This window comes from Rhizobium sp. PEPV16 (assembly GCF_008919455.1).
Classification (GTDB): Bacteria; Pseudomonadota; Alphaproteobacteria; order Rhizobiales; family Rhizobiaceae; genus Rhizobium; species Rhizobium leguminosarum_Q.
The window spans coordinates 1-19,033 of the sequence record NZ_VSZV01000336.1; the positions used below are offsets into that span (position 1 = coordinate 1).

A 19,033-nucleotide genomic window follows, 5' to 3' on the forward strand; every position below is an offset into this window, starting at 1 on the left:
ATGTCGGGGTTCGGCATTACCTGCCTGCCGACATCCGTCTGCCGCAAGGCGCTGGCCGACGGGTGGCTGGTGCGGGTGCTGCCGGAATGGACGGCGGGCAGCATCGAGACGACCATCCTGATGCCGCACCGGCGCGGCCAGCTGCCGGCGGTGCGCGCCGTCGTCGACTTCCTGGCGGAGCGGCTTGCCGGATAACGCTCCGCCCATAGCGCAGCAGACGGAGAAACGCGACATTTCGAAGGAGACAGGCCGTATTCGGCTATCAACCGCTCCTTCAGCACGTCAAGCTGCAGGGGCCGAGGATCGCCGGCGAGGCGTCTTCCGGCGAGACTGCAAGTCGCGCTCGCTCGTGCTTCCGGCCCGGCTTTAGCCTGTTCTCATCACAACCACCGCCTCAATTTTTTCGACGATCCGAGTCTCCTGCCAGTACTCAGTAAAATGCGAAATGCGATGTATTCGTCCACGAGCAGACAGAAAGCCCGCAATGCAGTTCAATACAGCTTAACATTGTAGCTCGAAGTGACTAAGTGCATAATAGACGAATTTGTAGTATGCATAATATTGATGAATAGTTCGCGCGAGGGGCGCGAGGGGTTAACATCGCCTTCAACAGCCATATCGGAACTTTAACAACTCTTTCTTGCAGATCTCTAAAAAAGAGCTTTGGAGTTGTTTTTATGTAGCCCCAGATACGGACTTTAGTCTTAAAGCGTTTGGTTCTTTAGGCTTAATACCCCTCCAACCGAGATGGACTACCGCTCTCTATCGACGACACGATGGTCGTCGATCGAGAGCCGCAAATTCAGTGCCCAAAGGGGTAGGCCCATGCGGATGCACTTCAGCATCTGAGGCCTGTATCCCGCATAAACGCCCGAACCGAAGGAGAAATTCCATGGCACTCGACATCACCACCCAGGACATCATCATCGACGAGACCACCGGTCTGACCGACGACGATATCAACCCTGCCACACCGCCGCACAACGCCAATACCACGCTGCAATATTTGTTAGGTCTTGACGTTACCGGCGGGCTGACCTCACCGGAGGTCGCCTACCAGAGCAATTTCGTCGTGGCCTCGGCGAGCGCCGGGGAAACCATCACCTCGGTCGTTCTCACCCAGAACGCCTCCGGGACCCCGTTCTCCACCACGGTCGGCGTCAACAGCGGCGTTCGCACCGTTGACGGCAATTATGTCTGGCTGTTCCAGGACCCGACACGTCCAAATGTGGTGATCGGCGTCATCGGCACCTCTAACCCGCTCACCGAGCCCGTTGAAACCGGGCCGCTCGCCTTCTCGCTAGCGCTGATCGGCAGTGGCGCCGCTGCGGACCTGTACACGGTCCAGTACGTGCCGTTGTTCCATACGGATGCGACCAATGCGGACGACCGCATCGATCTGACGAACAAGGTGTTCGCCTCGGTCAGCGGAACCTCGGTGGTCAATTTCAGCCAGCTTGGCGACGCCCCGTCCGGACATAACAACTGGTATATTCTCGACGCCGACGCAGCCAGCCCCCAGAAGATCCTCGTCACGGCTCACGACAATGGCGTGCAGGCGGAAGTCAACGTCAGCACCCAAGGCCTGGGTGTCGCATCGCAAGACGTACGCTTCGGCCGTGAGCTCCAGATCGACCTGATCACCGGCGGCACCCAGAGCGCCGGCAAGGATTTCACCAACACGCCAACCGCGCCCGACTACGGCACCCACCTCGAGAACGTCTCCACCGCCGGCTTCTCGATCTCGCAGTCGACGCCGACCAGCACCGTCGCCGACATCGAGATCCACGCCTATAATAATGACGACAATGTTGAAGGCGCTGACTTCCCCACTGACGACAACGATGCCGAGATCAACATCACCGGCGTGACCTTCAAGCTGAACGGTGTGACAAAAACAGCCGCTGAGCTCGGCATCACGGTCAATCTGGCCGGCACCGGACTGATCCTCGAGAATGTCGGCGAGGGCGTGACGATCGACTTCACGACCGCAGGCGGAACTGGCGGAACATTCGATCGCTTCACCATCAGGAATATCGACACCGAAAAAGACTTTTTCGATGTCAAAGAGGTGCACTATGGCGGCGAGGTAAGCAACGCTTACAATGAAGAGGTTGGCTCCTTCATCAACTTCGACGACGACGGGCCGACGATCGCGGTAACTGGCAGCCCGCCGCAACTGACGGTCGACGAAACCAACCTGACCACCAATGCCAGCGGCGACTTCGCGACCTTCTTCACCGCGAATGCGGGGGCCGACGGCGGCGCCATCACCTATGCGCTCGGCATCAGCCAGGTCACCAATGTCAGCGGCCTCACCGACACCGCAACCGGCCAGTCCGTTCTGCTCTTCGTCGAAGGCGGTAATGTCGTTGGCCGCGCCGGAGCCGGGGGCCCGGTCGTCTTCACCGTCAGCGTCACCGCTGCCGGCCTCGTCAGCCTCGACCAGGCGCGGGCCGTGGTCCATGCCGATGTCAGCGACCCGGACGACAGCATCACTCTGGCCGCCGCCGACCTCGTCACCCTGACCGCGACCATCACCGACGGCGACGGCGATCACGCCGCAGCCACCCACAATATCGGCCAGAACCTCAACTTCGAGGATGACGCGCCGATAATCGGGATAAAAGGCGGCCCGCTTCCACTGATCGTCGACGAGACCGACCTGACGACCAATGTCAGCGCCCTCGGGGCCGCCTTCGTCGCCTTCCCCGGGGCCGATGGCGTTGGCAACGGAATCACCTATGCACTCGGCATCAACCCGAACAACAATGTCAGCGGTCTTACCGATACCGAAACCGGCCAGTCCGTCCTGCTCTTCCTGGAAGGCGGCAGCGTGGTCGGCCGCGCCGGAGCTGGCGGTCCGGTCGTCTTCACCGTCAGCGTCAGCGCTGCCGGCGTCATCACCCTGGACCAGGCAAGGGCGGTCGTCCATGCCGATGCCAACGACCCGGACGACATCACCACCCTGGCGGCCGCCGACATCACCCTGACCGCAACCATCACCGATGGCGACGGCGATCAGGCAACCTCCACCCGCTCTATCGGCCAGAGCCTCTACTTCCAGGATGACGGGCCGACGATCACGGTGCCGTTTGACGGCAACCCGGCCCTCACAGGCATCCAGCACGAAACCCTGGCCAACGTGCTCAACGCCTCGGCCAGCGGCGCCTTCGGCTACAATATTGGCGCGGATGTCCACCCGGCGGCTTTCTACACCGGTGGCGGTTCTGACTTTGTCGACCAAGATGGCGTGACGCCCGGTGTCCAGATCGGACTGACCGGCACGATCACCGGTGGCGGCGGCGGCAATCTCGTCACCTCGAATGTGACGTTGGCGTCAGAGAGCCTCACCTCCGCGACGTTCAACTTCACCTTCACCTATGACAAGGATCCGGCAGCCGGCGTCCAGGCGGGCACGGCGGGCGGCACCCTCGTCTTCGACAAGGCCGCCGACAGCTATACCGTCAACCTGACCGACCCGCTCGAAGGCTTCAGCTTCGACGTGCTCCACACCAACGAGCTCTTGTCCAAGGAGCCCACGGGCAATACCGGCCACCCGCAGATCGTGGTGGAACGGTTGCAGGCGGATGACGCGAACACGCCTCACGATGAAGACTTCTACGTGCAATTCACGGGCAACGCGATCAACAGAGCCAACCCGTTCCGCTTGACGAACAATGGCGAGGGGTCATCCGCCGACTCCACCTTCACCATCGGTGGTCACGAGATGGTCGGCAACAACAATGAAACCTGGGTGTCTGCAACGCAGAGCACCAACGGTGTCGCCGGCGATACGATCCAGAAAGACGAACTGCTGACCCTGCGGTTCTTCAACAGCAATGTCGGCATCGCCAACGAGGCCACGACCCCGACGGCGACCGCCGGCACGATGGCCATCAAGTTCGACGGCATCGGCAACAGCGAGGACCTGATGCTGATCCTCAACTTGATCGACAAGAACGGCGCCGACAATATCGCCGGCACCGCGGACGACAACGCGACGATCACCCGGGCCATGTACGTGTCGAATGCCGACATCTACAAGGCAGGTCAGGTGCCGGCCCCATACAACGGCGAGTTCACGCTCGACAACAATGACGGCCTCGTGATCGTCGAGCAGAACGACTACAACGCCGCCGGCGAAGACTACGTACTGCAGGGGGCGCAGATCATGCAGTCCGGCAACGGAATCACCGGCAACAATACGGCGATCGACCTGGTGAAGGCGACCGGCGCCAATGGCGGCAGCAATGCGACCGGCGGTCTGGTAAACTTCGACGCCACCGATAATGACGTGCTGAAGATCACCGACATCGGTTTCACCTCGACCGTGACCGAGACGCCGAACGCCAACCTCGACTTCGCCTTCCAGGTGGAGGACGCCGATGGCGATCAGACAGCGATGCAGCACATCCTTGTTGACGTCGCCTGACACGTGACCAAACGGGGGCAGCCGAGGCTGCCCCCGGACTTCTTTGCACGCTGTGTAACCTCGTACACCCGAGACATAATGATGAAACCAAAGCAACAGCCCCCTGCCCTGCAGGTGGTGATGAAGGAGGCCAGACGCGCCATTGGGCCGATGATCTGGTTCAGCGGTGGCATCAACGTGCTGATGCTGACCGGGGCGTTTTACATGCTCCAAGTCTACCACCGCGTATTGTCCAGCCACAGCTTGGAGACGTTGGTGATGCTGTCGCTGATGGCGGCAGCGGCACTCGCGACGATGGCGGCTCTGGAGGTGGTGCGCGGGCGTCTTCTGGCAACCGTCGGATCGTGGATGAACGCGCGGTTGGCACCCGTTCTCCTGACCGCATCGGTCGAATATGCCGCCTCAGCGCCCGGCCAGGCCAACGCCCGTCCGCTGCGAGACCTTGATCAAGTCCGGAACTTCTTCACCAGCCCGAGCATCTTCCCGATCCTCGACGCGCCCTGGGCGCCGCTATTTTTCGGCGCCATATTTTTCATGCACCCTTGGCTGGGTTGGTTGGCGCTGTGCGGCGGGATCGTCCTGTTTGCGCTGGCGTTGCTCAATGAATACCTCACACGCAAGCCGTTGGCCGAGGCCGCAAGCGCACAGTCGCGGGCATACGTCCAGGCTGAGGCGGCGATCCGCAACGCCGAGGTCGTCCAGGCGATGGGCATGTTGAAGCCGTTGCTGGTGGGCTGGAAGGCGCAGCAAGACGAGGCAAATGAGGGACAAGTTCTTGCCGCCAACCGGGGCGGCGTGATCGCTGCCATCGCGCGTTGTCACCGGCTGGCCCTGCAAATGGCCATACTGGGCCTTGGGGCTTATCTCGTCCTTCGCAACGAAGCTTCCCCCGGGATCATGATCTCCGCCTCGATCCTGATGGGCCGCGCATTGTCCCCGGTCGAGCAAGCGATCGGCACATGGAAGGCGACGGTCGGAGCACGCGCCGCCTACCGGCGCCTCGCCGCAGTCGCCGGGCAGCATCCGGAGGCCACACCGGTTCTGCCACTACCACGACCGAAAGGCAGGTTTGAGGCCGAGAACCTTGTGCTTGCCCGACAGGGCGGCGAGCCTATCCTGAAAGGGATCAACTTCCACCTCGAGCCGGGTGAAGCAATGGCGCTGATTGGCCCGAGCGCGGCCGGCAAGACCAGCCTGGCGCGAATACTGGCCGGTGCCTGGCGTCCATCTGGAGGGCGCGCGTTGCTTGATGGCATGGACGTTGCCCAATGGGCGGCGGAAGATCGTGGCCATTATGTCGGTTACCTGCCGCAAGACATCGAGCTCTTCGCCGGTACCGTCTCCGAAAACATCTGCCGCTTCGCAAAGCTCAGCCCAGTGGTCTTCGACAAGGTGGTCAAGGCCGCACAGCTGGCGGGAGTTCACGAACTGATCAAAGGACTGCCGAAAGGTTACCTCACAGAGATCGGCGAATCCGGCGCGGTCCTATCAGGCGGACAGCGCCAACGCATCGGGTTGGCGCGAGCACTCTACGGCGACCCGGCCCTCATTATCCTGGACGAGCCCAATTCCAACCTCGACCGCGAGGGTGAGGAGGCATTGATCGCCGCGCTCAGCACGGTCAAGGCGACAGGCACGACTGTCATCCTGATCGCGCACCGACCGAACATCATGGAGACGGTTGACAAGATATTGATCCTCAACCGGGGCCAACAGGACCTCTTCGGTCCACGCGACTATGTCTTCAATGAGCTCGCCGCGCGCGCCCGCAAGGTTAGCCAGATGCCGACCATAGTGGCGAAATAAGCCAGGAAAAGAAAACAGACATGCAGGATATGAAGGTCGTTCCGCTACCCGTTTCGCCGCCCGCCGCACCGGTCCCCCTGCGTCTCACCGGCGTGACGTTCACCGGCTTCGCGATCATGTTCCTGTTCTTCGGCATGGCGGGGGGCTGGGCGACGCTTGCACCATTGGATAGCGCCGCCGTGGCACCGGGCGTGATCAAGGTTGCCGGCGACCGCAAGCTCATCCAGCACCTCGAGGGCGGCATCATCGCAGAGCTGCACGCCGCCAACGGTGATATCGTCAAGGCGGGCAAGGTCCTCATCCAGCTCGACAACACACCGGCAAAGGCGAGGCTTGACCTGATCCAGAACCGGATAGCAACGCGTGAGTCGCTTGCCGCTCGTCTCAGGGCTGAGCGTGACGGCAAGGCCGAGATCGAGTTTGATCCGGCATTGCTTGCAAACCGCGACAAAGCCGCAAAGGACGCGGTGGCCTCACAGCGTGACGTGTTCGCCGCGAAGCACGACAACCTGAAGGACGAGCGGGAAATTCTCAGCCAGCGCCGTCACCAGACCGAGGAAGAGATAACGGGACTGGAGGGGCTTATCGTCACCGAGGACAAGCAGATCGAAGCACTCGAGGGCGAAACCAAAGACCTTGAAAGCCTGATCAAGCGTGGGCTGGTCACGCGCGAGCGGAACCTGATGCTCAGGCGGCAACAGCGGGAGATCGAGGGGGAGCGCGCCACCAACGTTGCGGCCATCGCTCGCGCCAAAAGCGCCATGGCCGAGATCGACATGCAGATCTTGAACCTCGGCACGGTGCGGCTGAACGAGGCTGTCGAAGAGTTGAGCAAGGTCGAGGCGGAGTTGTTCGACCTCAGACAGGAGGAGCGTTCCGCCAAGGACGTGCTTGCCCGTACCAATGTCGTCGCCCCCGTTGACGGCATCGTCATGGACCTGAAGGTCCACACGGCGGGTGGTGTCGTAAAACCCGGCGAGACACTGATGACCGTCGTGCCGCTCGGACAGCAACTCGTGGTCGAGGCCATGGTCAGGCCGGAGGACGTCGAAACGATCGCCCCCGGACAGCTCGCGCGCGTCAGTTTCCCGGCCTTCGCCCGCTACAGCCTCCCGCCGCTCGACGGCGTCGTGGAGGTCGTGTCGGCTGACCGGATGACGGAGGAGCGCAGCGGTGCACCTTATTTCGCCGCGACCGTGGTGATCGACAAGAGCGAACTCGCCAAGCTGGAGGGCCGCAAGCTGATGCCCGGCATGTCGAGCGAAACGATGATCCGGACGGGTGCTCGCACCGTGCTTTCATATCTGGCTGAGCCGATCGCCCAGAACTTCCGCCGAGCGATGCGGGAAAAATAGCCGCAGGCCCCCAACGGCTTTTTCGCTGCCTGACTGGGCTCGATGACGCGCAAATGTCAATGCCGCAGCGACCGCTTACCAGCGAGCCTCACCACAGCATTCGGGGCTTAAGTATCACGCCGCCTTGGCGGCGTGATATTCCTTGATCGCGACCATCTTGATTGCCGGATGGCGCTCTGACTCGTAACGCAGCGAGAAGCCGTCCTGGGCGAGGAAGACCGGGTCACCATCGAGATCGCGGGCGATATCGCCGCGTTTGACGGTGAGGAATTTTTCCAGATCGGCCGGCTGCTCGGCCGAGATCCAGCGGCAGACGGAGAAACGCGACATTTCGAAGGAGACCGGCAGGCCGTATTCGGCCATCAGCCGCTCCTTCAAGACGTCGAGCTGCAGGGCGCCGACGACGCCGACGATCGCCGGCGAGCCGTCTTCCGGCGAAAACAGCTGGACGACGCCTTCTTCGGCCATCTGCTGCAGGGCTTCCTTCAGCTTCTTCGCCTTCATCGCGTCTTCCAGGCGCACGCGGCGCAGGATTTCCGGCGAGAAGTTCGGTACACCCTGGAAGACCAGCGATTCACCCTCGGTCAGTGTATCGCCGATCCGGAGCGTGCCGTGGTTCGGAATGCCGACGACGTCGCCGGCATAGGCGGTGTCGGCGAGCTGGCGCTGCGAGGCGAAGAAGAATTGCGGCGCCGTCAGGCCGAGCTGTTTGCCGGTGCGGGCAAGCCTTGCCTTCATGCCGCGCTCGAGCTTGCCGGAGCAGATGCGGGCAAAGGCGATGCGGTCGCGGTGGTTGGGGTCCATGTTGGCCTGGATCTTGAAGACGAAGGCCGTCATCTTGTCGTCGGTCGCGTGCACGGTCCTGGTGTCGGCGACCTGGTCACGCGGCGGCGGCGCGAAATCGCCGAGCGCGTTGATGAGATCGCGAACGCCGTAATTGCGCAGCGCCGAGCCGAAAAAGACCGGCGTCATATGGCCTTCGAGGAAGGCTTCGCGGTCGAAGGGACGGCAGGCCTCGATCGCCAGCTCCGTCTCCTCGATGAAGACCTGGCGCTCGTTTTCCGGCAGCCTGCCGGCCACGCTTTGCGGGCCGTTGACCGGCGTACCCTCGATTTCGGTGTCCGAACCGCGCACCGTGTTGGCGGCGATATTATACGAGCCGCAAAAGGTCTTGGAGCGGCCGATCGGCCATGTGATCGGCGCGGTATCCAGCGCCAGCTTCTCTTCCACCTCGTCGAGGATCTCGAAGGGATCGCGGCTTTCGCGGTCCATCTTGTTGATGAAGGTGATGATCGGGATATCGCGCATGCGGCAGACTTCGAAAAGCTTCAGCGTCCGCGGCTCGATGCCCTTGGCGGCATCGATGACCATGACGGCGGCGTCGACCGCCGTCAGCGTGCGATAGGTGTCGTCGGCGAAATCCTCGTGGCCAGGTGTGTCGAGGATGTTGAAGACATTATCGTTATATTCGAAGGTCATCACCGAGGTGACGACGGAGATGCCGCGCTCGCGCTCGATCTTCATCCAGTCGGAGCGCGTCTGCATGCGATCCTTCTTCGCCTTGACTTCGCCGGCAAGCTGAATGGCGCCGCCGAACAGCAGCAGCTTTTCGGTGAGCGTCGTCTTACCCGCGTCCGGGTGGGCGATAATAGCGAATGTGCGGCGGCGGGAGACCGCCTCGGCGAGACTTTCGGCCATGCGTGTGAATCCTGTGGAATTGCCGCGTATCTAGCGATTAAAGCCCGGCAATGCAATTGACCTCGGGCCTTCGGGCGCAAAGTAATGGGCCATGACCATTCATCACGATCTCAGCCCGACGCTGAACCTCATCCGCTTGGCCAATGGCGAAGGCCTCGACCTGCCCAGCTATGAAAGCAAGGGGGCGGCCGGCATGGACCTGCGCGCTGCCGTCGACGAGGCAGCACCGCTGACACTTCTGCCCGGCAAGCGGGCGCTGGTGCCGACCGGCTTCATCTTCGAGATCCCCGAAGGTTTCGAGGGACAGGTGCGGCCGCGTTCCGGCCTGGCCTTCAAAAACGGCATCACCTGCCTGAATTCGCCAGGCACTGTCGACAGCGACTATCGCGGCGAGGTGAAGGTGCTGCTGATCAATCTCGGCGACGAGCCCTTCATCATCTCGCGCGGCATGCGCATCGCCCAGATGGTGATCGCACCGGTGACCCAGGCACGGGTGGCCGAGATCACCGCGGCCAGCGAAACGACACGAGGCGCAGGCGGCTTCGGCTCCACCGGCGTCTGATGGCAGAGCGCCTCGATAGTGCTGGCCTGACCTTCCGGCAGGACTATTTCGGCGACCCTGCCGGCTGGGCGGCGCTGGTCTGTCTGCTTAGGGATATTTTCGGCATCGATATCGGGCCGCTACAGCAGCTTGGCGGACCTGATTCCACCAGCATGCCCTTCGGCTGGTTTGATGCCGAAGGTAAGCTTGCGGCCAATATCTCCGCCTTTGCGCTGCCCTTCGTCCTCAATGGCAGGATCGTCCATGCCGCCGGGTTGCAATCGGGCGCAGTGCGGCCGCCATGGCGCGGCCGCGGCCTCTATCGCGACGTGACCGTGAGAGCGCTCGATTGGTGCGATCGGCAGGGTTTTGAAGCCGTCATCCTCTATACCGACAAGCCGTCGCTTTACGAGCCCTATGGTTTCCACACGATACCGCTGCATCGATACGAGGGAGTGGCACCCGCCCCTTCGGCTTCTGCCGCACCCGCCCGTCCGCTTTTGCCGACAAACGCGGATGATCTTGCCCTACTGCAAGCGCTGCTGAAAAGACGAAGTCCGGTTTCGACCTCGCTGGCGGTCACAGTCAATGCGGCGATGTTTCTGATCAACACCCAGCTCGATCCCGATGTCCGGATCAGCTTCCTCGAAGACAAACAGGCGGTGATCGCCTGGAAGATCGATGAGGCGGGCCGCTTCTGCCTTCTCGATGTCGTGGCGGCTGATATGCCGTCGCTTGCCGTGATCATTAGCGGGCTTAAGATCGCCCCCACCTCCGTCGAGGCGCTTTTCCGTCCCGACAAGCTCGGCTGGGAGGGTGTTCCACAATCGTTGGAAAGCGGCACGAGGCTGATGCTGCGCGGGCTCGGCGACGCCACCCCGGATTTTCCGGCGATGCTGTCGCCGATGGCGGAATTCTAGATCCCCCTATTTCCGCCGTGAAAGCGGCGGCAGCCGGCGCTTGACGGGCGAGGCTTTGATCATGGCGGTGTTGGTCTCCGCCCTTTCGGCAACGCGGTCCAAGATGCCGTCGAGGTCCGCCATCGAGCGGATGACCAGGCGGGCGATAAAACAATCATCACCCGTTACCTTGTCGCATTCGATGATTTCGGGAATTTCCTGGATAATGCGCTCGACGATGTGCAACTGCCCGGGCAGCGGACGCACGCGCACGATCGCCTGCAGGGGATAACCGACGGCGGCAGGATCGAGGTCGATGGTGAAGGCCTTGATGACGCCGCGCTCCTCCAGCCGGCGCAGGCGCTCGGCAGCACTCGGCGAAGAGAGGCCGACCTGCTGTGCCAGCTCCTTCAGCGAGATCCGCGCATTGCCGGCCAGCGCCTCCAGAATGGCCTGATCGATGTCGTCGAGCGATTGCACATCATTAGCCACAGCGATCTATTCTCCTAGCATGATTAGGCAATATCAATCATTCTCCTTTTTATCCTTATATAAAATCGTCCATCGCTGCAATATTGTTATGTCACCGAAATGGAGGCAATCATGGGCAGCGACATCAGACGAGGCACGGCGGAAATGACGGCAGCGATGCTGATCTCGGGGACGATCGGCTGGTTCGTCGTCATGTCGGGCCAGCCTGTCAGCGGCGTGGTCTTCTGGCGCTGCCTGTTCGGCGCGCTCACCTTGCTTGTCATCTGCGGCGCTCTCGGGCTGCTGCGGCCCGGCATCATCACGCTGCGCGCCTTCGGCATCGCGATTTTCGGCGGCATCGCCATCGTCTTGAACTGGCTGCTGCTGTTTGCCTCCTATTCGCATGCGACGATTTCGATCGCGACGACTGTCTATAACACCCAGCCCTTCATGCTGCTGGCGCTCGGCGCGCTCTTTCTCGGCGAGAAGATCACCGCGGCCAAGCTGTTCTGGCTGGCGCTCGCCTTCGCCGGCATGGTGGCGATCGTCCAGGCAAAACCCGGTGCGGGCGGCGATGCGTTCGACGGCTACGGCCTCGGTATCCTGATGGCGCTCGGTGCTGCCTTCTTCTATGCGCTTGCAGCCCTTGCCGCGAAATGGCTGAAGGGCACGCCGCCGCATCTGATCGCGCTCATCCAGGTCGCAACCGGCATGCTGATGCTGGCACCGATGACGGACTTTTCCCATCCGCCGGGGGATGTCAGGGGCTGGGCGATCCTCGTTACCGTCGGTGTCGTCCATACCGGGCTGATGTATGTGCTGCTCTACGGCGCGATCCAGAGGCTGCCGACACATCTCACAGGTGCTCTGTCCTTCATCTATCCGATCGCGGCGATCCTCGTCGATCGGCTGGCCTTCGGCCATGCGCTGCAGCCGATGCAGATATTAGGTGCGGCGATCATCCTGCTTGCCGCCGCCGGCATGAATCTCGGCTGGACGCCGCGGTGGCTGCGGCCGCGGGCGCTCGAGAGCTGAGAACCGGGCGGGCGTGGCAAGCACGCCTGGGCATGGCGAGCACGCCTGGGCATGGCGAGCACGCCCGGGATATGCCGATATTATTTCTGCCCGCGCGTCGTTTCAAACAGGAACCAGGTGCGGCGCTCGGCCTCGTCGATCCAGTTCTCGATCAGGCTGGCGCTCGCGACATCATTATGCTCGTCGCAGAGATCATGCACCTCGCGCAGCAGCGAAACGAGCTGAGCATTGTCCTCGCGCAGTTCCGACAACATGTCCTCGGGCGTGACGAAATCCGCGTCATTGTCCGAAATGCGCTGCTGGCGGGCGATCTGGCCGATGGAGCGCAGCGTCGTGCCGCCGATCTTACGGGCACGCTCGGCAATGTCGTCGGTCATGGCGAATATCTGCTCGGCCTGTTCGTCGAGCAGCAGATGATAATCGCGAAAATGCGGGCCGGACATGTGCCAGTGGAAATTCTTGGTCTTGAGATAGAGCGCAAAGACATCGGCAAGCAGTGCGGTGAGTGCTGCCGAAATGTCGGTGATGGCATTGGTCGGCAGATCCGAAGGCGTCTTCAGGGGCGCAAGTCTGGTCTTCTCGGCCTGTGTGGGGGACATCCGTTTTCTCCTTGGGGTGACGAAGCAATATTGGGGACCTGACAGGGCGGCGATGACATTCTGATGAAGACGAGTGGACGATGGGTGCCCGTCTGAGATCTTCCCCGCAAGAGATACGGGAGGCTCGCGGTTCTTCAAGGTCATGGCAGGCGGCGGCCAGGCATTCTTTCCGGTCTGGCGAAGCATTTTCGCCGCTGATGGATCCATCAACGCTGGCGGATTGATGGTTGCAGGCACCGGATATAAAACAGCGGGGAAAAGAAGGGAGCACGCCATGAGCCTTGCCGCCTTGCTGACCTATGCCGGAGCGCTGTTCATCGCCGCGGCCATTCCGGGACCCGGGATCACCGCGATCGTCGCACGCGCGCTCGGCTCGAATTTCCGCGAGACCTTCTTCATGGGTCTCGGCCTGGTGCTCGGCGACATGATCTATCTGACAGCGGTCATTCTCGGCCTTGCCTTCGTGGCGCAAACCTTCACCGAGGTGTTCATAACAATCAAGATCGCCGGCGTCCTCTATCTCGGCTACATCGCCTGGAAACTCTGGACGGCGGGGCTGTTGCCGCAGGATATCGCGGCGCGGAAATCCGCCAATATCGGCCTATCCTTCCTCTCCGGCCTGCTGGTGACGCTCGGCAATCCGAAGACGATGCTCTTCTATGTCGCCCTGGTGCCGACGCTGATCGATATCGGCAATATCGGCCTGCGCGACTATGCGCTCCTGCTCACCACCACCTTCGTCGTGCTGATCGTCGTGCTCGTGCCCTATATGCTGCTTGCCTCGCGAGCCCGCACGATGCTGAAGCAGCCGCGGGCCTTGCAGGCGCTGAACCGGGTTGCTGCCGGCATCCTCGCCGGCACGGCAGCCTTCATCGCCACGCGGGCGGCCTGAAATAAACATTCGGCAAGAAACGGTTTTCAAAGGTTTTTTTCTTCGAGGGCCGCCTCCCCGGGATGAACACGGGCTGGCCTAGACCGGCCTTTGACCCTATTCTCCTCCTCGATTTCAGAGACAGGATTTCAAAGGGAGGCACCCATGTCGCACAAGCCCGGCCGCGGCCGCATCTATTCCTCGATCACCGAGACCATCGGCGACACGCCGCTCGTGCGCTTCGACAAGCTGGCGCGGGAAAAAGGCGTCGTGGCGAACCTGATCGGCAAGCTCGAATTCTTCAACCCGATCGCCTCGGTCAAGGACCGCATCGGCGTCGCGATGATCGAGGGCCTTGAAGCCCAGGGCAAGATCACTCCCGGCAAGACGGTGCTGATCGAGCCGACCTCCGGCAATACAGGCATCGCGCTCGCCTTTGCCGCCGCCGCCAAGGGTTACCGGCTGATCCTCACCATGCCGGAAACAATGTCGGTCGAGCGCCGCAAGATGCTGGCGCTGCTCGGCGCCGAGCTGGTGCTGACCGAGGGACCGAAGGGCATGAAGGGCGCCATCGCCAAGGCCGAGGAACTGGCCTCATCACTTGACGATGCCGTCATTCCGCAGCAGTTCGAAAATCCTGATAATCCCGAGATCCACCGCAAGACGACGGCCGAGGAAATCTGGAACGATACCGACGGCACGGTGGATATCGTCGTCTCCGGCATCGGCACCGGCGGCACGATCACTGGCGTTGGGCAGGTGCTGAAGAGCCGCAAGCCCGAAATCAAGATCATCGCCGTCGAGCCGGCCGATTCGCCGATCCTCTCCGGCGGCAATCCCGGCCCGCACAAGATCCAGGGCATCGGCGCCGGCTTCGCGCCGAAGATCCTCGATACCGGCATCTATGACGAGGTCGTCACCGTGACCAACGACGAGGCCTTCGAACAGGCACGCCTCGTCGCCAGGCTCGAAGGCGTGCCTGTCGGCATCTCCTCGGGTGCGGCCCTGACCGCCGCAATCAAGGTCGGCATCCGTCCCGAGAACGCCGGCAAGAACATCGTCATCATCATCCCCTCCTTCGCCGAGCGCTATCTCTCGACGGCGCTGTTCGAGGGTCTAGGGAGCTGAGGCTGGCTTTGGCCGGGGCTTCCCCGGTCATTCAAGTTCGCAGAATATCGGGGCGCTTCGGCGCCCACCTCAGACTGCTGATGGAGTCGGCCCAGCTCCTCTTTCGTCATGCTCGGGCGTGTCCCGAGCATCTGCAGCCGGTTGATATGTAGCAGATCCTCGGCACAAGGCCGAGGATGACGCCGAGTAGAGAACGTGGCTGCGGATAAACTGTCGAGGCGCCTTCGACGACGGCCATTTTCGGTTGGCCCTCTGAGGCGGCTTTGTTCCAATCGTGATGGCATCAAGACTACGGTGAGACGTCATGCAGGGGATCCAGTTATCACGAGGTTTCTATACCGATATCGTTCGGCCCTGGCTGAATGAGGTTGCGCCAGAGCTCCGCTATTCCGCAGCACTGATCGGCTATGGCTCGGAGCTACTCGGTTTTGACGATGACGTTTCCAAGGACCACAACTGGGGGCCACGCGTCCACATCTTCCTGGGCCGAGACGACTTCGGCAATTGTGCACGGCGACTGGTCGATGAATTTTCCAAAGTTGCGCCGGCTGACTATCTTGGGGAGCCTATTGGCTGGCGCAGCCGACCACATCCGCCGGCAAATGGCGTCGAGGCGGCAGGAGCGTCTGAACACGGACTGGAGTTTCATACGCTCGAAGCGCTATTGGAAGGCCACTTCGCCGTTCGGTCGGTCGAAAACCTCAACGCTCTTCAATGGCTGGGCTTCGCAGAGCAAAAGCTTCTCGCCTTCACATCAGGCGCCGTTTTTCACGATGACGATAGCCGCTTGAGCCAGACCCGTGATCGCCTGAGGTATTTCCCAGACGATGTGTGGCTCTACAAGATTGCGTGTCAGTGGCGGCGCATCGCTGAGGAGCAGGCATTTGTCGGTCGCGCAGGACAAGTTGGAGACGACCTGGGTTCGCGAGTCATCGCCGCGCGGCTGGTGCGGGACGTAATGAGAATGGGGTTCCTGCTCGAGCGACGTTACGCCCCCTATTCAAAATGGCTCGGCAGTGGCTTTGCCAGGCTTCCCATCGCAGAGCCCCTCTCGCCTCACCTGCAGCGGGCCTTATATTCGAGTGAATGGGCGGAACGAGAGGATGCGCTCGCTTCGGCTTACCAGGAACTCGCGCGCAGGCAAAATGCGATTGGCGTCGCCTCTTTCGAGCCAATCGTGGGTCCATATCATGACCGGCCATTTACGACCATCAACGCTGACGATGCGGTAGAGGCCGCGCATTCAGCGATAACCGATGCGTGGATCAAACAGCTGCCGATTGTCGGCTCTTTGGATCAGATCAGCGACCTCACGCCCCTGCTTGAGGACGCCAAGCTCTCTCAAAGGATGATGAGCCAGTTGGACAGCTGACCGCTCCGTCATTCGGAAAGCGTGTCATTCAGTCCTGCTGAACTCATTGGCGCCAACTTCTCTTTCGTCATGCTCGGGCTTGTCCCGAGCATCTGCAACCGATTGATATCCGGCAGATGTCAGGCACAATGCCGAGTAAAGGACGAGCTTTGCCAACAAACTGTCGAGCGCTTCGCGCCTCTTACGCCGCGGCAGTCAGTCTCTCCCCCGCGATCCTGTAGGAGATAGCTTCGGCGAGATGGATGCGGCCGACGGTCGGCTTGCCGTCGAGATCGGCAAGGGTGCGGGCGACCTTCAGCACGCGGTGGTAACCGCGGGCGGAGAATTTCATCTTTTCGGCGGCGTCGCGCAGCAGCTGCAGGCCGCTGGCATCGGGCTCGGCCAGTTTCTCGATCATCGCGGTCGAGCAGCGGGCATTGGTGCCGATGCCCTTTGCGCCGGTGCTTTCGAAGCGCTCCTGCTGGATTTCGCGGGCGCGGGCGACGCGGCGGGCGACGTCGGCGCTGGTTTCGGCGGCCATCGGCCGGATGAGATCGGCGGCGGAGACGGCCGGCACGTCGATGCGGATGTCGATGCGGTCCATCAGCGGGCCGGAGATGCGGGCTTGGTAATCGCTCATGCAGCGCGGGCCGCGGGCGCAGGTGTGGCCCGGCTCACCCGCCATGCCGCAGCGGCAAGGGTTCATCGCCGCGATCAGCTGGAATTTCGCCGGATAGGAGACGCGGTGATTGGCGCGCGCAATGACGCATTCGCCGCCTTCGAGCGGCTGGCGCAGCGCATCGAGCGCCTGCGGCGTGAATTCGGGAAACTCGTCGAGAAACAGCACGCCGTGATGGGCAAGCGAGGCTTCGCCCGGACGGGCGCGCAGGCCGCCGCCGACAAGGGCTGCCATGGTGGCGGAATGATGCGGGGTACGGAAGGGCCGGCGATCGGAAAGCTTGCCGCCGGAGAGTTGGCCGGCAATCGAATGAACCATCGACACCTCGAGTAGTTCGGCGGCCGAAAGCGGCGGCAGGATCGACGGGAGCCTAGCCGCCAGCATCGACTTGCCGGAGCCGGGAGGACCGACCATCAAAAGGTTATGGCCGCCGGCCGCGGCCACCTCGAGCGCGCGCTTGGCGCTTTCCTGGCCCTTGATCTCGGCAAGATCCGGCAGGTTTGCGGCATTGGCGCGGATCGACGCTTCCGGCCGGGATAGGACCTGCGTGCCACGGAAATGATTGGCAAGGGCGATCAGGCTGCGGGGGGCGAGAATATCGACATCGGCGCCGGCCCAGGCGGCTTCGGCGCCGCTTTCGGCCGGGCAGATCAGCCCCTTGCCGAGTGCATTGGCGCCGATCGCGGCCGGCAGCGCGCCTGATATGGCGGCGATCGTGCCGCCGACGACGACAAAATCCGACAGGGCATCGGCGGGAATGGCGCCGAGGGCGACCATCAGGGCAAGGGCGATCGGCAGGTCGAAATGCGAGCCTTCCTTCGGCAGGTCGGCCGGCGCCAGATTGACCGTCACGCGCTTGGCCGGCAGCGCCAGGCCGGAGGCGTGGAGGGCCGCCTGCACGCGCTCGCGGCTTTCGGCAACCGCCTTGTCGGGCAGACCGACGATCTGCATGCCGACCTTGCCGGGAGCGACCATGACCTGGACCTCGACCGGCACACCTTCGATACCCTGAAATGCCACCGTACTGACACGCGCGACCATATGCCCATCCCTTGTCCCGCAAACTCTACCATACCGCCCGCCGAACCTTGAAGGCTAGCGGTTGCAATCTGGCATGGAAGCCGGAATAAAACAAGAACAATCAAAGAACATAGTCAGGCATCCGCTGTGACCTTGGTTGTGCTCGGTCGCGGGACCAAACGGTCATGGGCAGGCTCAGCCGCGCTTGCGCTCGATCGCGTCCCAAAGCAGGGCTGCGATATCGGCGCCGCCGAACTTCTTGACCTCGCGGATGCCGGTGGGCGAGGTGACGTTGATCTCGGTCATATAATCGCCGATCACATCGATGCCGACGAGCAGAAAGCCGCGTTCCCTCAGCGCCGGGCCGATGCGGGCGCAGATTTCCTGTTCGCGCGGCGTCAGTTCGGTCGCCTCGGCGCGGCCGCCGACATGCATGTTGGAGCGGCTGTCGTGCTCGGCGGGAACCCGGTTGATGGCCCCGGCGAATTCGCCGTCGACCAGGATGATGCGTTTATCGCCCTTGCGCACGTCAGGCAGATATTGCTGGGCGATGAAGGGCTCGCGGAAGAGCTGGCCGAACATTTCCAGCAGCGATGAGAGGTTGCGGTCGTCGCGGGTCGAATGGAAGACGCCGGCGCCGCCATTGCCGTAGAGCGGCTTCAGGATGATATCGCCCATCTCGTCGCGGAAGCGGCGGATCTCGGCGGCATCCTTGGTGATCAGCGTCTTCGGCATCAGGTCGGAGAATTCGGTGACGAAGATTTTTTCCGGCGAATTGCGCACCCAGGCCGGATCGTTGACGACGAGCGTCTTCGGGTGGATGCGCTCGAGCAGATGCGTCGAGGTGATATAGGCCATGTCGAAGGGCGGGTCCTGGCGCAGCAGCACGACATCCATTGTCGCGAGATCGACGCGCTCGGGCGCGCCAAGCTCATAGTGATCGCCCTTGACGTCGCGCAGTACCATCGGCTCGACGCTGGCATAAAGCTTGCCGTCGCGAAAGCTCAGGCGCTCGGGGGTATAATGGAACAGCTTGTAGCCGCGCACTTGGGCTTCCAGGCTCATGGCGAAGGTGGAATCACCTGCGATATTGATGCCGGCGACATGGTCCATCTGGACCGCTACATTGGTGATCTTGGCCATTT

15 protein-coding genes are annotated in these 19,033 nt (G+C 62.2%); 10 read left to right on the forward strand and 5 right to left on the reverse strand.

The genetic code is table 11. From position 1 onward, the window contains the following. From FY112_RS24575 to FY112_RS24590, 4 genes are all read left to right on the forward strand, one after another. The coding region (locus FY112_RS24575; protein ID WP_246700735.1) for a LysR substrate-binding domain-containing protein at positions 1–195 on the forward strand (195 nt) is incomplete at its 5' end. A gap of 697 nt (positions 196–892) precedes the next feature. Then, positions 893–4,435 carry a DUF5801 repeats-in-toxin domain-containing protein gene (locus FY112_RS24580; RefSeq protein ID WP_151519474.1) on the forward strand — a complete coding sequence of 1,181 codons (3,543 nt, stop codon included), beginning with the start codon at positions 893–895 and terminating at the stop codon, positions 4,433–4,435. 81 nt (positions 4,436–4,516) lie between these two features. Then, a complete protein-coding gene (locus tag FY112_RS24585) occupies positions 4,517–6,241 on the forward strand; it encodes a type I secretion system permease/ATPase (RefSeq protein WP_131643996.1) in 1,725 nt (574 codons plus the stop codon). A 20-nt stretch (positions 6,242–6,261) separates the two neighbouring features. Further along, positions 6,262–7,596, forward strand: coding sequence for an HlyD family type I secretion periplasmic adaptor subunit (locus FY112_RS24590; protein WP_017962959.1), 1,335 nt, complete (start codon positions 6,262–6,264; stop codon positions 7,594–7,596). 114 nt (positions 7,597–7,710) lie between these two features. Here FY112_RS24590 and FY112_RS24595 read toward each other — a convergent pair whose 3' ends face one another. Continuing rightward, positions 7,711–9,294: a peptide chain release factor 3 gene (locus FY112_RS24595; RefSeq protein ID WP_017990055.1), complete on the reverse strand. Its 1,584-nt coding sequence runs from the start codon at positions 9,292–9,294 to the stop codon at positions 7,711–7,713. 91 nt (positions 9,295–9,385) lie between these two features. Here FY112_RS24595 and dut point away from each other — a divergent pair, with 91 nt between their 5' ends. After that, positions 9,386–9,856, forward strand: coding sequence for a dUTP diphosphatase (gene dut, locus FY112_RS24600; protein WP_151519475.1), 471 nt, complete (start codon positions 9,386–9,388; stop codon positions 9,854–9,856). Further along, positions 9,856–10,755 carry a GNAT family N-acetyltransferase gene (locus FY112_RS24605; RefSeq protein ID WP_151519476.1) on the forward strand — a complete coding sequence of 300 codons (900 nt, stop codon included), beginning with the start codon at positions 9,856–9,858 and terminating at the stop codon, positions 10,753–10,755. The genes dut and FY112_RS24605 overlap by 1 nt, the downstream gene beginning before the upstream one ends. A 6-nt stretch (positions 10,756–10,761) precedes the next feature. Here the strand turns inward: FY112_RS24605 and FY112_RS24610 are convergent, their stop codons facing one another. Beyond that, positions 10,762–11,226, reverse strand: a complete 465-nt coding sequence (locus FY112_RS24610) for an Lrp/AsnC family transcriptional regulator (RefSeq protein WP_151519477.1) — start codon at positions 11,224–11,226, stop codon at positions 10,762–10,764. 99 nt (positions 11,227–11,325) lie between these two features. On the opposite strand from FY112_RS24610, the gene FY112_RS24615 reads away from it, so the two are divergent. Further along, positions 11,326–12,240, forward strand: a complete 915-nt coding sequence (locus FY112_RS24615; RefSeq protein WP_181018277.1) for a DMT family transporter — start codon at positions 11,326–11,328, stop codon at positions 12,238–12,240. Positions 12,241–12,320: 80 nt separating this feature from the next. On the opposite strand, the gene FY112_RS24620 is transcribed toward FY112_RS24615, so the two are convergent. Continuing rightward, on the reverse strand, positions 12,321–12,839 hold the full coding sequence (locus FY112_RS24620; RefSeq protein WP_094086875.1) for a DNA starvation/stationary phase protection protein: 519 nt from the start codon (positions 12,837–12,839) through the stop codon (positions 12,321–12,323). 274 nt (positions 12,840–13,113) lie between these two features. On the opposite strand from FY112_RS24620, the gene FY112_RS24625 reads away from it, so the two are divergent. The 3 genes from FY112_RS24625 to FY112_RS24635 all read left to right on the forward strand — a co-directional run bounded on the left by FY112_RS24625 (position 13,114) and on the right by FY112_RS24635 (position 16,210). Then, positions 13,114–13,731, forward strand: coding sequence for a LysE family translocator (locus FY112_RS24625; protein ID WP_151519479.1), 618 nt, complete (start codon positions 13,114–13,116; stop codon positions 13,729–13,731). Positions 13,732–13,875: 144 nt separating this feature from the next. Next, the gene (gene cysK, locus FY112_RS24630; RefSeq protein ID WP_011650142.1) at positions 13,876–14,838 is read left to right on the forward strand and encodes a cysteine synthase A; all 963 of its coding nucleotides are present in this window, start codon (positions 13,876–13,878) and stop codon (positions 14,836–14,838) included. Between the two features lie 304 nt (positions 14,839–15,142). Continuing rightward, positions 15,143–16,210: a DUF4037 domain-containing protein gene (locus tag FY112_RS24635; RefSeq protein WP_151519480.1), complete on the forward strand. Its 1,068-nt coding sequence runs from the start codon at positions 15,143–15,145 to the stop codon at positions 16,208–16,210. A 181-nt stretch (positions 16,211–16,391) separates the two neighbouring features. Here FY112_RS24635 and FY112_RS24640 read toward each other — a convergent pair whose 3' ends face one another. Together FY112_RS24640 and gshB are read right to left on the reverse strand one after the other, a co-directional pair. Continuing rightward, entirely contained in the window at positions 16,392–17,909 is a 1,518-nt protein-coding gene (locus FY112_RS24640; protein WP_151519481.1) for a YifB family Mg chelatase-like AAA ATPase, read from the reverse strand. Between the two features lie 174 nt (positions 17,910–18,083). After that, a complete protein-coding gene (gshB, locus tag FY112_RS24645) occupies positions 18,084–19,031 on the reverse strand; it encodes a glutathione synthase (protein WP_151519482.1) in 948 nt (315 codons plus the stop codon). Positions 19,032–19,033: the final 2 nt, after the last annotated feature.

Coding starts and splice junctions, on each gene's coding strand:
- FY112_RS24580 (WP_151519474.1), top strand. CDS start 893: ATGGCACTCGACATCACCACCCAGGACATCATCATCGACGAGACCACC.
- FY112_RS24585 (WP_131643996.1), top strand. CDS start 4,517: ATGAAACCAAAGCAACAGCCCCCTGCCCTGCAGGTGGTGATGAAGGAG.
- FY112_RS24590 (WP_017962959.1), top strand. CDS start 6,262: ATGCAGGATATGAAGGTCGTTCCGCTACCCGTTTCGCCGCCCGCCGCA.
- FY112_RS24595 (WP_017990055.1), bottom strand. CDS start 9,294: ATGGCCGAAAGTCTCGCCGAGGCGGTCTCCCGCCGCCGCACATTCGCT.
- dut (WP_151519475.1), top strand. CDS start 9,386: ATGACCATTCATCACGATCTCAGCCCGACGCTGAACCTCATCCGCTTG.
- FY112_RS24605 (WP_151519476.1), top strand. CDS start 9,856: ATGGCAGAGCGCCTCGATAGTGCTGGCCTGACCTTCCGGCAGGACTAT.
- FY112_RS24615 (WP_181018277.1), top strand. CDS start 11,326: ATGGAGGCAATCATGGGCAGCGACATCAGACGAGGCACGGCGGAAATG.
- FY112_RS24620 (WP_094086875.1), bottom strand. CDS start 12,839: ATGTCCCCCACACAGGCCGAGAAGACCAGACTTGCGCCCCTGAAGACG.
- FY112_RS24625 (WP_151519479.1), top strand. CDS start 13,114: ATGAGCCTTGCCGCCTTGCTGACCTATGCCGGAGCGCTGTTCATCGCC.
- cysK (WP_011650142.1), top strand. CDS start 13,876: ATGTCGCACAAGCCCGGCCGCGGCCGCATCTATTCCTCGATCACCGAG.
- FY112_RS24635 (WP_151519480.1), top strand. CDS start 15,143: ATGCAGGGGATCCAGTTATCACGAGGTTTCTATACCGATATCGTTCGG.
- FY112_RS24640 (WP_151519481.1), bottom strand. CDS start 17,909: ATGGTCGCGCGTGTCAGTACGGTGGCATTTCAGGGTATCGAAGGTGTG.
- gshB (WP_151519482.1), bottom strand. CDS start 19,031: ATGGCCAAGATCACCAATGTAGCGGTCCAGATGGACCATGTCGCCGGC.